Consider the following 13,172-nt stretch of genomic DNA (forward strand, 5'->3'; position numbering starts at 1 on the left):
TTGGAGGAGCTACTCCGCGGGGTCGTACGTCTTCAGTTCCGCTGTGCCCTCCCAGTGGGCCAACAAGTTCTCGGCCAGCTCGCGATACGCCTGCGCGCCCTTGTTCTTTCGCCCCGACAGCACCGTTGCGCCGGATGCACTCGCCTCCGCGAAACGCACCGTCCTGGGGATCGGCGGAGCGAGGACCGGCAGCGAGTACCGGTCGGAAACATCGCCGAGCACGTCACGGCTGTGGGTGGTACGGGCATCGAACAGGGTGGGCAGTGCACCCAGCAGTGCGAGGTCGGGGTTGGTGATCTGCTGCACCTCGGACACCGTCCGCAGTAGTTGTCCGACGCCGCGGTGAGCGAGCGTCTCACACTGGAGCGGGACCAGAACCGATTGCGCTGCCGTGAGACCGTTCAGCGTGAGAACACCGAGCGAGGGTGGGCAATCGATGACGACCACGTCGAAATCCTGCAGAATCGGTGCCAGAGCACGCTTGAGTGCGAACTCGCGACCGGCGCGCATGAGCAACAGCGCCTCCGCACCCGCGAGGTCGATCGTGGCGGGCAACAGCACGATCCCCTCCGCCGTCTCGATCAGCACGTCCTCGACCTGTGCGTCCCCGGTCAATACCTCGTGCACCGACGAGTCGAGCTTGTCCGGGTTGTGACCGAGCGAGAACGTCAGGCATCCCTGCGGGTCGAGATCGACCACCAGAACGCGTCGGTCGAGTGCGTGCAGCGCGGCTGCCAGCGAGGCGACCGTAGTGGTCTTGGCCACGCCGCCCTTCTGATTCGCTACCGCAAGAATTGTCGTCACGCCCTGATCCTTGCCTAGATTCGCCGCTCGAGCGAGGTTTGTCGGTTCCGGGCGCGTCAGTGCATCACGATCGGCGGCGCGGATTCCTGAGAAACGTGCTTGGTTCGGGGCAGGAAGAACGCGGGCACGAACGTGATGACGATGAGCACCAACGCGACCATGAAGGTGGTCCCGAACGCGCGCGCCGAGATGTCGAATGCTTCGAGCTGGCTCGAGGCCGTCAGCGCCGGCTTCTGCTGCGCGGTCAACACCACCGACATCAACGCGGTTCCGATCGATCCGGCGGCCTGCTGGACGATGTTCATCAATGTCGAACCGCGAGCGACTGTTTCGTTCGTCAACGTCTGCAGCGCAGCAGTCATGATGGGCATCATCGTCGAGCCGAGCCCCAGCCCCATGACGAACAAGGCTCCGATCAACAACGTGTACGACGTGCTGGTGCCGACCTGGGTGAACACCGCCATGCCTGCAGTGATCAGGACCATGCCCATCAGCACGATTCGTCCTGGACCGGTCTTGTCCGCGATCACTCCGGCGATCGGCATGGCTATCATCGCGCCGATACCCTGCGGTGCGAGAAGCAGCCCGGCCGACAGTGTGGACTCGCCGCGGAGCAGGAAGTAGCTGGGAAACAGCAACCCTGCGCCCATGAACGCGACCATGAAGAAGGTGGTCGTGATGACCGCGACGGTGAGTGAGCGGTTCCGGAAGAGCCTCAGGTCGATCAACGGATGCTCGACGCGCAGAGCGTGGAAGACGAACAACACGATCAGCACCAGGCCCACGATGACCGGAACCAGCACCTTGACGGCCAGCACGGTCTCGGTTTCGACGACCGACGACGCACCGTAGAGAAACAGGGCCAGACCGGGCGAGAGCATCAGCATGCCGCGGAAGTCGAACGATTCCGACGGGGTCGGATTGTCTCGCGGAAAGATCACGATTGCGGCGATCAGCGCGAGAATGCCGATCGGCAAGTTGATGAGGAAGATCCAGTGCCAGCTCGCGGCCTCGATCAGCCAACCGCCGAGGATGGGGCCCGCGATGGGCCCGATCAGCATCGGCACACCGAGCACGGCCATCACGCGGCCGATCCGTTCGGGGCCGGCGGCACGCGTCATGATCGTCATGCCCAGGGGCATCAACATGCCTCCGCCGAGGCCCTGCAGTACGCGGAACACGATCAACGACGTGATGTCCCAGGCGAAACTGCACAGCACCGAACCGAGAACGAACAGCACCAGTGCCGTGATGTAGAGACGCTTGGTGCCGAAACGGTCCGCAGCCCAGCCCGTCAACGGGATGACGGTGGCCAAGGCGAGGGTGTAACCGGTCATCGTCCAGGCCGCGTTGGCATACGTGGTCTCGAACACGTCGGTGAACGTCCTCAAGGCCACGCTGACGACGGTGACGTCGAGAATCGACATGATCGCGCCGAGAACGACGACACCGGCGATCTTCAGCAACGCTCCGTCGAGCTTCTCCGGGGCACCGGAGGGCGCGGGCTTCTGCAAGTCGGTCATTGTTCTCCAGATCGATGAGAAGAGCTACGAGGTCAATGCAGTGAGCACACTGACGGACAGGACTGCGTTGCCTGCGACGGTGAAGATCCAGAAGAGAATAACCGTCCGGTAGGTCTGGACTCAATCGCGTTTTCGGACACATCCACCGGTTCGGTATGACGAAGCCCACACCCGACCGGCAGGCATGATCGAGTGCATGACCAACCACGGAGCCGTCGAGGCCGGCCGAGTCGTTCTGCTCCGTCACGGGGAAACCGAATGGGCCCTCGCGGGTAAGCACACCGGAAACACCGATGTTCCACTCACCGCCCACGGTGAGCAGCAGGCAGTCGAGGCCGGCTCACTGCTGACTCTGCTGAAACTGCGCGACCCGGTGGTCATCAGCAGCCCGCGCGAACGGGCCCGTCGAACAGCCGATCTCGCGGGGCTCGAGGTCGATCGAACATGGGATGCGCTGTCGGAATGGGACTACGGCGACTACGAGGGCATCACGTCGTCGGAGATCCACGAGACAGTGCCGCACTGGACCGTCTGGACGCACCCGTGCCCGGGCGGAGAGTCGATCGGTGACATCGCTGTTCGCGTCGAACTGGTGTTGTCCGTTGTTCTTCCACTGCTCGAAGGCCGGGACGTGGTGCTGGTGGGACACGGCCATTTCTCGCGAGCACTGATCGCCGGCTGGACGGAAGCGTCCATCACCGAAGGGAAGCGCTTCGCATTGTCCCCGGCCGCCTACTCACTGCTCGGTTTCGAGCACTCCTTTCGACAGCTCATCGCCCACAATGTTCACCCCTCGATTCTCTCTGCAGCCACCGATCGCTCGATCGGCACCGACCCGACCGGAGGTCCACGATGATCCGCCGCGCCACCGAAGACGATGTATCCGCCATCTGCGGGTTGGTCCACGAACTGGCGGAGTACGAGAAGGCGTCCTCGTTGTGCACGGTCCGAGACGACCACCTTCGGTCGGCTCTGTTCGGTGAGAATCCGTCGGTGTTCGCGCACGTCGCCGAGCACGACGGCGTGGTGGTGGGGTGCGCTCTGTGGTTCTTGAACTTCTCCACCTGGGACGGGGTCAACGGAATCTATCTGGAGGACCTCTACGTGCAGCCGGACGCACGCGGCCATGGGTTCGGAACCGCACTGCTGGCAGCGTTGGCGGCCGAGTGCGAAGCCAACGGCTACACGCGACTGACCTGGTCGGTGTTGGACTGGAACACCCCGTCGATCGGGTTCTACCGAGCGTTGGGCGCGCAGGCTCAGGACGAGTGGACCACATTCCGATTGACCGACGGTGCCCTGAGGGACCTGGCAGCGAAAGCGTCCTAGAGACGCGGTTCGTCGTCGACGTCGCTGTACTCGGCCGCCATCCACTGCGACGAGGGTGGACTGAACAGCAGCACCAGCACGGCAACCACGACGATTCCCAGAACGATGCCGTAGACGGTCTGATGTGAACCGGTGAGCAGCGACCACACGACGGGAAGCAGCAGTAGCTGGACGACGGTTGCCAGTGCCCTCCCCCACCGTTTGCCGAGAATCAGGGCGACGCCTGCAGCCCCGACGCCGAGGCCCAGCACGCCGAACCACCCGGCCGTGCCGTACCCGTTGGCGACAGCGTTGTCGCCCTCTCCGGAGACCGCGCGCACGACGAGAACGAAGGCCGCGACCAGCGAGACGGCACCTTGTGCTGCGACGAGGACCCCGGCGGATCGAAAAGTGGCCGGTGGGGTGAGGTTCTCGGGTTGGGTGGACACGGGACCAGCCTAGGCAACCGGGAGTGGAGCCTGCGGAACGACCCAGGGGGCGCGAGTGGAGCCTGCGGAACGACCCAGGGGGCGCGAGTGGAGCCTGCGGAACGGCCCGGGTGGTGCCGGTGGAGTCCGCCGAGCCACCCGGTTAGTGTTTGTTCCTGTGCGTGCGCTGCTGATCGTCAATCCCAATGCGACTTCTACGACGGCTGCAGCTCGGGATCTATTGGCTCATGCATTGTCGAGTCGGTTGCGGGTGACGGTGGCGCAGACGACGCATCGTGATCATGCGTCGGAGTTGGCTCGGGGTGCCCGTGAGGACGGGGTGGGCCTGGTGATCGTTCACGGGGGTGACGGCACGGTGAACGAGGTCATCAACGGTCTGCTCGGGGTTCCGTTGCCGACGTCGATGCAGGCGGTGACGATCGGCGCGATTCCGCCCATTGCGGTCGTTCCCGGTGGTAGTGCGAATGTGTTCGCGCGCTCTCTCGGAATCGAGGCGGACCCGGTAGCGGCCACGAATCAGTTGATAGGCCTGCTGGACGCGCGGGCGCGGCGGACGGTCGGTCTGGGGCATTGCGACAACCGGTGGTTCACGTTCAATGCCGGGATGGGTTTGGACGCGGAAGTGTGTCGGGCCATCGATGCGAGCCGGAAGGACGGTACGCCGGTGTCGGCGACGCGTTATCTCCGGTTCTCGGTGCAGGAGTTCTTCAAGCACAAGCGTCGTCCGGCGCAGTTGACGGTGGAGGTTCCCGGGCGGGATCCGTTCGAGAACGTGCACTATGCGTTCGTGTCGAACTCGAGTCCGTGGACCTTCTTGAACGATCGTCCGGTCCATACCAATCCCGGGACCGCTTTCGATTCGGGTCTCGGTGTGTTCGCGATGCGCTCGACGGCACTGCTCCCCACGCTGCGGGTGTCGCGTCAGCTGTTGGCCAAAGGTGCAGAACCGAAGTCTCGCAAATTGATTCGAGTCGACGACGTCCCGAGTGTTCGAATCACGTCTACAGAACCGATGGGGCTGCAGATGGACGGGGACTACCTGGGTGAACGCACCGAGGCGGAGTTCTTCTCGACTCCCGACGCATTGGATGTTGTCGCGCCCGTCACGTGAGACCCACTGTGACCTGCGCGCGAAGATGCTCGATGGGCAATTTCCTGCGAAATCACGAGCAATATCTGCCGAGTCGGGGTACAAAGGAGCGCAGAAGGCTAAAGCGAGCCTAACAGAGTGAGCTTGACCACGGTCACGCGCGTATCCCTTGACTTCACCTGAGTTCGTGAAAGCATTCACAAGCAACAGTGCGGAAACATTGGTTACCCACTCGTGAAACAGAAGAGAAACGAAACGGCGCTTCGGCGCCCGGTAAGGAGCAGAGGATGGACTGGCGCCACAAGGCAATTTGTCGCGATGAAGATCCGGAACTATTTTTCCCGGTGGGAAACAGTGGTCCGGCGCTCGCGCAGATCGCCGATGCCAAAGTCGTCTGTACTCGGTGCCCCGTCACCGCAGAATGCCTGTCCTGGGCACTCGAATCCGGCCAGGACGCAGGAGTATGGGGCGCAATGAGCGAAGACGAGCGCCGTGCACTCAAGCGACGCAACGCACGTACGCGCGCACGTAGCTCCGTCTAGGACGCAGACACACAACACTCGGTAGGCCCGGTATCCGCTCAGCGGATACCGGGCCTTCTGCATGTCGAACTGCATAGCGGCGCTACCACAGATCGGGCGTTCTCACGTCACAGTGCGGCCGGTTCGTAACGCACTGTTCACGAGCGGCCCGTCAGGCTCGCGGCACCCGACGGCCCAGTGGCACTCGCAGCATGGCGTCGGTGCCACCTCCAGGAGCCGGATGCAGGCCCAGAGAACCGTTCAGTTCGACCGACACCAGAGTGCGCACGATCTGGAGCCCCAGTCCGTCCGAACGCTCCAACGAGAACCCTGCGGGCAATCCGCGGCCGTCGTCGTGGATGACGACGTCGAGCCATTTCGACGAACGGTCGGCACCGATGCGCACCACGCCGACCGATCCGGCGTCGAACCCGTGCTCCATCGCGTTCTGCACCAGCTCGGCCAACACCATCACCAGCGGCGTCGCCCGCTCGGCGGAGAAGACACCGAGTTGGCCGTCTCGGACCACCCGCACCCGAGGGTTGACGGTGGCGATGTCGAGCATGATCGGCACCAACCGGTCGACTATCTCGTCGAGATCCACTTCTTCGTCGACCGACATCGACAGCATCTCGTGCACCAGCGCGATGGACGTCACGCGGCGAACGGATTCGGACAACGCGGTGCGAGCTTCCTCGTTCTCGAGCCGACGCGACTGCAGTCTCAGCAGAGCCGCCACGGTCTGCAGGTTGTTCTTCACTCGATGGTGGATTTCGCGGATCGTCGCGTCCTTGCTGAGCAGCGCACGGTCGCGGCGCTTCACCTCGGTGACGTCTCGGACGAGTACGGCTGCGCCCGCGGATCGACCGTGCGGCTGCAGTGCCAACGTGCGCACCAGAACCGTCGCGCCGCGGGCGTCCACTTCCATTCGGTGCCCGACGTTGCCGGACAGTGACGACCGGATATGGTCGGCCACTTCTTGCGAATCGAACGGGTCGGTCACCAGAGACCGCGTCACCGACGCGAGGTCACGGCCCGACAGTTCCGTCGTCAAACCCATCCGGTGGTACGCCGACAGCGCATTGGGGCTCGCGTAATCCACCCGTCCCTCGGTATCGATGCGAATGAAGCCGTCGCCGGCCCGCGGCGACGAGTTGACGTCGGTTCGCTCCTCCGGCGTCGGAAACGTTCCCTCACTGATCATCAGGCACAGATCGTCCGCGCATTCCCGATACGCGACCTCGAGCGCACTCGGCGGACGAAGCTGGGCCGGATTGGTGTCGCGGGTCAGCACGGCGATGACGTGCTCTCCACACCGCACAGGAATGCTCTCGCTGCGGGTCAGAACACCACCCTGCACGATCTTTCGCTGTTGCAACGCGACGAGCACTTCGGGGTGCTCGGACTCGGAGATGGTCGTCCCCACGATGTCGTGGGTGAACACCGTCGGCGCGGTGGTGGGTCTGCACTGGGCGACACACAGCACGTCCGCCGACCCGTCCGAGACATCGTCGGTACCGACCCAGAGCAACACGTCCGCGAACGACAGGTCGGCCAGGAGCTGCCACTCCCCTACGACGCGCTGCAGATGGTCCACCGCGGCACCGGGCAGATCGGTGTGTTCGGCCAGCAGGTCACTGAGGGTCGACACGGGTTCTCACGCAGCCGTCGGTCAGGACACCACAGCGATGAGATCGCCCTGTTGAATGACATCCCCCACTGCGACGTCCACGGACGTGACGGTGCCTGCGGTCTCGGCGAGCACGGGAATCTCCATCTTCATCGACTCCAGCACGACCAACGTGTCACCGACCTCGACGGCATCACCGCGGGCCACGACCACCTGAAACACCGTCGACACCATCTCCGCACGAACATCCTCGGACACCGGCGAACCCCTCTCTCACGACACCTCGAACCGCGGCGGGCACACACCGGAGACCATGCCCGTCACAGTAAGCCAATCACACGTGGGAGACTGTAGTGAACAAACGAGAGGAGCCCATCATGGGAAAGCGTGGACGTAAGAAGCGTGCTCGTAAGGGCAACAAGGCCAACCACGGCAAACGTCCCAACAGCTGACGTTCTGCCACCAGCCACGAAGGGCCGAGAAGCACTGCTTCTCGGCCCTTCGTCGTCGGTACGATCAGGTTATTCGGAGTCGACGCTACGGGTCAGCACCGTACGTCGGATTTCCACGCTGAGTCGCTCGCGAAGCCCGGCGGGCGCTTGATCTCCGCCACATTTACGGGAGATCAGCCGCTTGACCTTCTCTTCGATGCCGTACGCCTCGAAGCACGATCCGCACTCGTCGATGTGCTTCTGCAACCGTTGCCTGCTGGCCTCGTCGCACTCGTTGTCCAACATGATCCATACGTCCGCGATCACGGCCGAGCAATCCAGTCGCTCGAATTCGGCGTCGGCTCCGCCGTCGCCCACAGAACCGCCGCCGATGATGTCATCGCCGGAATCACCGGTGCGCGTCACTGGACTACCTCCTGCTCGTGCCGGTCGACTGCGCCGTCCCGGTTGAATCCACGGTCGCGGGCCACACCCGCCAGCAAACCTCGAAGTTGCTTACGCCCACGATGCAAGCGCGACATCACCGTTCCGATGGGCGTTCCCATGATCTCCGCGATTTCCTTGTACGGGAAACCCTCGACGTCGGCGTAGTACACCGCCATCCGGAATTCCTCGGGCAACGACTGCAGAGCGGCCTTGATGTCGTCGTCCGGCAGTGCGTCCAGCGCCTCGACCTCGGCCGAGCGCAGTCCGGTGGACGTGTGTTCAGCGGTCGCGGCGAGCTGCCAGTCACTGATCTCGTCGGTCGGGTACTGCGCAGGCTGACGCTGCTTCTTGCGATAGGAGTTGATGTAGGTGTTGGTCAGGATTCGGTAGAGCCACGCCTTCAGGTTCGTGCCCTCACGGAACGACCGGAACGCCGAGTAGGCCTTCACGAACGTCTCCTGCACCAGGTCCTCGGCATCTGCGGGGTTGCGCGTCATCCGCAGCGCGGCACCGTACAGCTGGTCGAGCATCGGCAACGCGTCACGCTCGAAGCGTTCGGTCAGCTGGGCCTCGGTCTCGGCTGCCCGCTGCTCGGCGATCGCCTTCTCGTCCGCTTCGGTGGGAGTCCTGGCTTCTGTCACGCTGATCCCTTCGGTAGCTTCCACCACCCAGGCTACCGCGCCCGAAGTCGGCTTCTGCGACGAGATCACCCCCTTGATCGCCAAGGGACGTCCCGCGGTCAGCACTGCCATTCGTCATTCCTTCCGCCTGCATCCGTATCTGCCCTGTCACAACACTGCCGCGCGCCGCGGTGTTCCCGCCGCAGTCGATAGAGTCCGACGAATGGCTGCGTCGACTCCCGCTCTTGCGCTGCTCACCGCACGGAAGGTGGCGCATACCGTGCACACCTACGAGCACGATTCGCGCACGCAGTCGTTCGGCAGCGAGGCCGCCGAGATTCTGGGCGAGCGCCTCGGCGTGCGCCCGGAGCAGGTGTTCAAGACCCTGGTCGTCGAACGCGCAGATCGTTCGCTGGCCGTCGCGGTGGTCCCCGTCACCGGAATGCTCTCGTTGAAAGCGGCAGCAGCCGCTCTGGACACGCGGAAGGTCGCGATGGCCGACAGAGCTGCCGCCGAACGGTCGTCGGGCTACGTGTTCGGTGGAATTTCTCCGCTCGGCCAACGTAGATCCCTGCCCACCGTCATCGACGACTCGGCACTCGAGTTCGACCGTGTGCTGTGCAGCGGGGGTCGCCGTGGCCTGGAGATCGAACTCGCTCCAGCCGATCTCATTCGCCTCACGCGCGCCGTCACCGCGCCCATCGCCGCACACTGACCGCCGATGAGCGAAGATGGACCGGTGAGCACTTGGACAGCCCCCGCCGCCGATGGACCCATCGACGCGACAGTCACTCTGCCCGGATCGAAGTCGATCACCAATCGCGCGCTGATCATCGCCTCGCTCGCATCCGGCCCGTCGACCGTCACCGGCGCGCTTCGCAGCCGCGACACCGACTTGATGATCCATGCTCTGGAGACACTGGGCGTGCAGGTGGCCGCCGACCGCAACGATCCGACGTCTCTCCGTGTGACACCGGGAACGCTGCACGGTGGATCCGTCGAGTGCGGCCTGGCCGGAACGGTCATGCGTTTCGTCCCGCCCCTGGCCGCGCTCGCCGACGGCGTGGTGTCCTTCGACGGAGACGAGCAGGCTCGCATCCGGCCGCTCGACACCATCCTCGACGCGCTGCGCGCTGTGGGCGCCGACGTCGACGGCAGCGCGCTGCCGTTCACGATGCGCGGTACCGGTTCGCTGCGTGGTGGATCCGTCGAGATCGACGCCTCGGGGTCGTCGCAGTTCGTCTCGGGTCTGATGCTCTCGGCCGCGGCGTTCGACGAGGGAATCGAGATCCATCACATCGGTAAGCCCGTCCCGTCCATGCCGCACATCGACATGACCGTGGAGATGCTGCGCCGTGCGGGCGTCCGAGTCGACACCCCGGAATCGAGCGGAGACGCGAACACCTGGCGCGTGCATCCCGGTTCGGTCACCCCCGTGGACTGGAGCATCGAGCCGGACCTCTCGAACGCCACCCCGTTCCTCGCTGCCGCCGCTGTCACCGAAGGTGTTGTGCGAGTACCGAATTGGCCCGAGTCTACGACTCAACCCGGTGACGTGTTCCGCGAGATCCTCACGCAGATGGGCGCGGTGGTCGAACTACGCGCAGGGGTGCTGACCGTCGAAGGTCCGAACACGTTACGCGGCATCGACTTCGATCTGCACGACGTCGGCGAGCTGACCCCCACCGTCGCAGCGCTCGCCACCCTGGCCGAGGGGCCGTCCGTCCTGCGCGGCATCGCCCACCTACGCGGTCACGAGACCGACCGACTGGCCGCACTGACGACCGAGATAGTGCGCCTCGGCGGGCGAGCGGTGGAAACCGACGACGGCATTCGCATCGATCCCGCACCGCTGCACGGCGGCACCTGGCACTCCTACGCCGACCACCGCATGGCCACTGCCGGCGCGATCGTCGGACTCCGCGTCCCGGGCGTCGAGGTCGACGACATCGGCACCACCGCCAAGACTCTCCCCGGCTTCGAGAACCTGTGGGACACCATGTTGTCCGCTTCCACACCCAGCGGGGTCGGATCCTGACCGCGCGCCGCTACGACGAGTCCGACGTCCGCATCCGGCCGGGCAAGAGTTCTCGTCCGCGCACCAAGACTCGACCCGAACACAACGACGCCGAAGCCGGCATGGTGGTGTCCGTGGACCGCGGCCGCTGGGGCTGCGTACTCGACGGCGACCCGTCTCGGCCGGTCGTGACGATGCGGGCCCGCGAGCTGGGTCGAACCCCGATCGTGGTGGGCGACGAAGTCGGTATCGTCGGAGATCTGTCGGGCAAGGTCGATACTCTGGCCCGAATCGTGCGCGTGGCCGAGCGGCGAACGGTGCTGCGCCGCACCGCGGACGACACCGACCCGTTCGAACGCGTCGTGGTGGCCAACGCCGACCGACTGCTGATCGTCGCAGCGCTTGCCGATCCACCTCCCCGCACCGGCTTCGTCGAGCGCGCTCTCGTCGCGGCGTACGTCGGCGGACTCGAACCGGTGCTGTGCCTGACCAAGAGCGATCTCGCTGCACCCGACGAGTTCACCGCGTCGTTCGCCGATCTGGACGTCCCGGTGGTACTGGCGGGCCAGTCCGAGGACCTGACCGAACTGACCGCCATGCTGACGAACAAGGTCACCGCGCTCATCGGACACTCCGGTGTCGGCAAGTCGACACTCGTCAACAGACTGGTGCCCGACGCCTATCGCGCGACCGGGGTGGTCTCGGGCGTCGGCAAGGGCCGCCATACGTCGACGCAGTCGGTGGCGCTGCCGCTACCGGGCGGCGGATGGGTGGTCGACACTCCCGGCATCCGATCGTTCGGATTGGCGCACATCTCGCCGGAGAACGTCGTGGCCGCATTCTCCGACCTCGCCGAGACCATCGAGGACTGCCCCCGCGGCTGCACTCATCTGGGCCCCCCGGCAGATCCCGAGTGCGCCCTCGACACGCTCACCGGGGATGCAGCACGACGGGTGGCTGCCGTACGGCTCCTGCTGGAAGCGGTTCGAACGAACGAAGCCTGGTAGAGACCCACGGGGTCTGTACCAGGCTTCGTTGCTCGAAATCGGAGTCGGTCAGGCTGCTTTGCCGACCAGTCTGCGAATTCCCTTGCGCTTCTTGGTTTCTGCGATCGCGGTACGGAGGCCACGCCGCTTTCCGGTGTCGGGGTCGACGGCGAACAGACCTGCAGGCGCCTGTTCCCATTTACGCTCGGACGCGGTTTCCGGCGCGTCGTCGCTGGTCGCCTTCAAGTACTTGTTCGGAAGCGACAGCTTGGCGATCGTTCGCCACGACAGGAAGTACTGGTGCACGATCGAACCGGTCGTGTACGGCAGGTCGTACTTCTCCGCAAGCTCGAGAACCCGAACCTTGATCTCCCGCAGACGATTGCTGGGTAGATCGGGGAACAGGTGATGCTCGATCTGGTAGCAGAGATTGCCGCTCATGAACTCCATGACCGGGCCGGCGTTGAAGTTCGCGCTGCCCAGCATCTGACGCAGGTACCACTGCCCCTGCGTTTCGCCTTCCATGTCCGACTTGGTGAACTTCTCGGCACCGTCGGGGAAGTGCCCGCAGAAGATGACGGTGTTGGTCCACACGTTGCGCATCATGTTGGCGACGATGTTCGCCGTCAGCGTGCTCTTCCAGGCAGGTCCGGTGAGCAGCGGATGCAGGACATAGTCCTTGCCCATCTGCTTGCCGACCTTCTCGAGAACCTCGCGACGCTTCTGCTCGAATTCTTCACGTGGGACGCGGCCCTTGGCCACCTTGCCCAGTTCCAGGTGCTGCAGCGCCACGCCGTACTCGAAGAACAGCTGCAGCAACAGGTTGTAGACCGGGTTGCCGATGTTGAACGGCTTCCAACGCTGGTCGCGGGTGACGCGCAGCAGGCCGTAGCCCACGTCGTCGTCCATGCCCAACACGTTGGTGTACTTGTGGTGAATGTAGTTGTGCGTCTGCTTCCAGTGCGCCGAGGGCCCCGTGTTGTCCCACTCCCACGAGGTGGAGTGAATTTCCGGATCGTTCATCCAGTCCCACTGGCCGTGCATGACGTTGTGGCCGAGCTCCATGTTCTCGATGATCTTCGCGGCCCCGAGCATGGCGGTACCGACCAGCCATGCCGGGCGGCGGCGACTGGCGAACAGGACTGCACGTCCGCCGATGTCGAGCGAGCGTTGCAGCCGAATCGTGTTCTTCACGTACCGGGCGTCGCGTTCACCACGGGACGCCTCGATGTCTCGCCGAATCGCATCGAGCTCGTGGCCCAGTGCTTCGATGTCGGCGTCGGTCAGATGCGCGTATTCCTTGATGTCCGAAATCGCCATGGGAAACAGCCTCCTGGCAGTTGTGA

At 64.5% G+C, this 13,172-nt stretch carries 16 protein-coding genes; 8 read left to right on the forward strand and 8 right to left on the reverse strand.

Features of this window, described 5'->3' with window-relative positions; genetic code table 11:
- Nucleotides 1-9 precede the first annotated feature (9 nt).
- Nucleotides 10-804 carry a ParA family protein gene (locus VF34_RS19350; protein ID WP_027496529.1) on the reverse strand — a complete coding sequence of 265 codons (795 nt, stop codon included), beginning with the start codon at nt 802-804 and terminating at the stop codon, nt 10-12.
- A gap of 56 nt (nt 805-860) precedes the next feature.
- A complete protein-coding gene (locus VF34_RS19355) occupies nt 861-2,327 on the reverse strand; it encodes a DHA2 family efflux MFS transporter permease subunit (protein WP_032372689.1) in 1,467 nt (488 codons plus the stop codon).
- A 196-nt stretch (nt 2,328-2,523) separates the two neighbouring features.
- Between VF34_RS19355 and VF34_RS19360 the strand changes: the two genes are divergently transcribed.
- Both VF34_RS19360 and VF34_RS19365 read left to right on the forward strand, forming a co-directional pair.
- Entirely contained in the window at nt 2,524-3,183 is a 660-nt protein-coding gene (locus VF34_RS19360; protein ID WP_155288783.1) for an acid phosphatase, read from the forward strand.
- Nucleotides 3,180-3,656, forward strand: coding sequence for a GNAT family N-acetyltransferase (locus VF34_RS19365; RefSeq protein WP_032372690.1), 477 nt, complete (start codon nt 3,180-3,182; stop codon nt 3,654-3,656). The genes VF34_RS19360 and VF34_RS19365 overlap by 4 nt, the downstream gene beginning before the upstream one ends.
- On the opposite strand, the gene VF34_RS19370 is transcribed toward VF34_RS19365, so the two are convergent.
- Nucleotides 3,653-4,084 (reverse strand): hypothetical protein, encoded by a 432-nt coding sequence (locus VF34_RS19370; RefSeq protein ID WP_027496526.1) that lies wholly within the window; start codon nt 4,082-4,084, stop codon nt 3,653-3,655. The genes VF34_RS19365 and VF34_RS19370 overlap by 4 nt on opposite strands.
- Nucleotides 4,085-4,241: 157 nt before the next feature.
- On the opposite strand from VF34_RS19370, the gene VF34_RS19375 reads away from it, so the two are divergent.
- Entirely contained in the window at nt 4,242-5,195 is a 954-nt protein-coding gene (locus tag VF34_RS19375) for a diacylglycerol/lipid kinase family protein (RefSeq protein WP_032372691.1), read from the forward strand.
- A 266-nt stretch (nt 5,196-5,461) separates the two neighbouring features.
- Nucleotides 5,462-5,716: a WhiB family transcriptional regulator gene (locus VF34_RS24765; RefSeq protein ID WP_032366305.1), complete on the forward strand. Its 255-nt coding sequence runs from the start codon at nt 5,462-5,464 to the stop codon at nt 5,714-5,716.
- Between the two features lie 151 nt (nt 5,717-5,867).
- Here VF34_RS24765 and VF34_RS19385 read toward each other — a convergent pair whose 3' ends face one another.
- Both VF34_RS19385 and VF34_RS19390 read right to left on the reverse strand, forming a co-directional pair.
- A complete protein-coding gene (locus tag VF34_RS19385) occupies nt 5,868-7,346 on the reverse strand; it encodes a sensor histidine kinase (protein ID WP_027496524.1) in 1,479 nt (492 codons plus the stop codon).
- A 21-nt stretch (nt 7,347-7,367) separates the two neighbouring features.
- A complete protein-coding gene (locus VF34_RS19390; RefSeq protein ID WP_027496523.1) occupies nt 7,368-7,583 on the reverse strand; it encodes a biotin/lipoyl-binding carrier protein in 216 nt (71 codons plus the stop codon).
- Nucleotides 7,584-7,702: 119 nt separating this feature from the next.
- Between VF34_RS19390 and VF34_RS25900 the strand changes: the two genes are divergently transcribed.
- On the forward strand, nt 7,703-7,777 hold the full coding sequence (locus VF34_RS25900) for a 50S ribosomal protein bL37 (protein ID WP_370878772.1): 75 nt from the start codon (nt 7,703-7,705) through the stop codon (nt 7,775-7,777).
- A 69-nt stretch (nt 7,778-7,846) separates the two neighbouring features.
- Here the strand turns inward: VF34_RS25900 and rsrA are convergent, their stop codons facing one another.
- Together rsrA and VF34_RS19400 are read right to left on the reverse strand one after the other, a co-directional pair.
- Nucleotides 7,847-8,134: a mycothiol system anti-sigma-R factor gene (rsrA, locus tag VF34_RS19395; protein ID WP_027496522.1), complete on the reverse strand. Its 288-nt coding sequence runs from the start codon at nt 8,132-8,134 to the stop codon at nt 7,847-7,849.
- A gap of 44 nt (nt 8,135-8,178) precedes the next feature.
- A complete protein-coding gene (locus VF34_RS19400; protein WP_027496521.1) occupies nt 8,179-8,955 on the reverse strand; it encodes a sigma-70 family RNA polymerase sigma factor in 777 nt (258 codons plus the stop codon).
- 91 nt (nt 8,956-9,046) lie between these two features.
- On the opposite strand from VF34_RS19400, the gene ybaK reads away from it, so the two are divergent.
- From ybaK to rsgA, 3 genes are read left to right on the forward strand one after another with little or no spacing between them, the layout of a single operon-like run.
- Nucleotides 9,047-9,538 (forward strand): Cys-tRNA(Pro) deacylase, encoded by a 492-nt coding sequence (gene ybaK, locus VF34_RS19405; protein ID WP_032372692.1) that lies wholly within the window; start codon nt 9,047-9,049, stop codon nt 9,536-9,538.
- Between the two features lie 6 nt (nt 9,539-9,544).
- Nucleotides 9,545-10,861: a 3-phosphoshikimate 1-carboxyvinyltransferase gene (gene aroA, locus VF34_RS19410; protein ID WP_032372693.1), complete on the forward strand. Its 1,317-nt coding sequence runs from the start codon at nt 9,545-9,547 to the stop codon at nt 10,859-10,861.
- The gene (gene rsgA / locus VF34_RS19415) at nt 10,813-11,847 is read left to right on the forward strand and encodes a ribosome small subunit-dependent GTPase A (RefSeq protein WP_176458534.1); all 1,035 of its coding nucleotides are present in this window, start codon (nt 10,813-10,815) and stop codon (nt 11,845-11,847) included. The genes aroA and rsgA overlap by 49 nt, the downstream gene beginning before the upstream one ends.
- A 48-nt stretch (nt 11,848-11,895) precedes the next feature.
- Here rsgA and VF34_RS19420 read toward each other — a convergent pair whose 3' ends face one another.
- Entirely contained in the window at nt 11,896-13,146 is a 1,251-nt protein-coding gene (locus VF34_RS19420) for a fatty acid desaturase family protein (RefSeq protein WP_032372694.1), read from the reverse strand.
- Nucleotides 13,147-13,172: the final 26 nt, after the last annotated feature.

This window comes from Rhodococcus sp. PML026 (assembly GCF_000963615.1).
Classification (GTDB): Bacteria; Actinomycetota; Actinomycetes; order Mycobacteriales; family Mycobacteriaceae; genus Rhodococcoides; species Rhodococcoides fascians.

Coding starts and splice junctions, on each gene's coding strand:
- VF34_RS19355 (WP_032372689.1), bottom strand. CDS start 2,327: ATGACCGACTTGCAGAAGCCCGCGCCCTCCGGTGCCCCGGAGAAGCTC.
- VF34_RS19360 (WP_155288783.1), top strand. CDS start 2,524: ATGACCAACCACGGAGCCGTCGAGGCCGGCCGAGTCGTTCTGCTCCGT.
- VF34_RS19365 (WP_032372690.1), top strand. CDS start 3,180: ATGATCCGCCGCGCCACCGAAGACGATGTATCCGCCATCTGCGGGTTG.
- VF34_RS24765 (WP_032366305.1), top strand. CDS start 5,462: ATGGACTGGCGCCACAAGGCAATTTGTCGCGATGAAGATCCGGAACTA.
- VF34_RS19400 (WP_027496521.1), bottom strand. CDS start 8,955: ATGGCAGTGCTGACCGCGGGACGTCCCTTGGCGATCAAGGGGGTGATC.
- ybaK (WP_032372692.1), top strand. CDS start 9,047: ATGGCTGCGTCGACTCCCGCTCTTGCGCTGCTCACCGCACGGAAGGTG.
- aroA (WP_032372693.1), top strand. CDS start 9,545: ATGAGCGAAGATGGACCGGTGAGCACTTGGACAGCCCCCGCCGCCGAT.
- VF34_RS19420 (WP_032372694.1), bottom strand. CDS start 13,146: ATGGCGATTTCGGACATCAAGGAATACGCGCATCTGACCGACGCCGAC.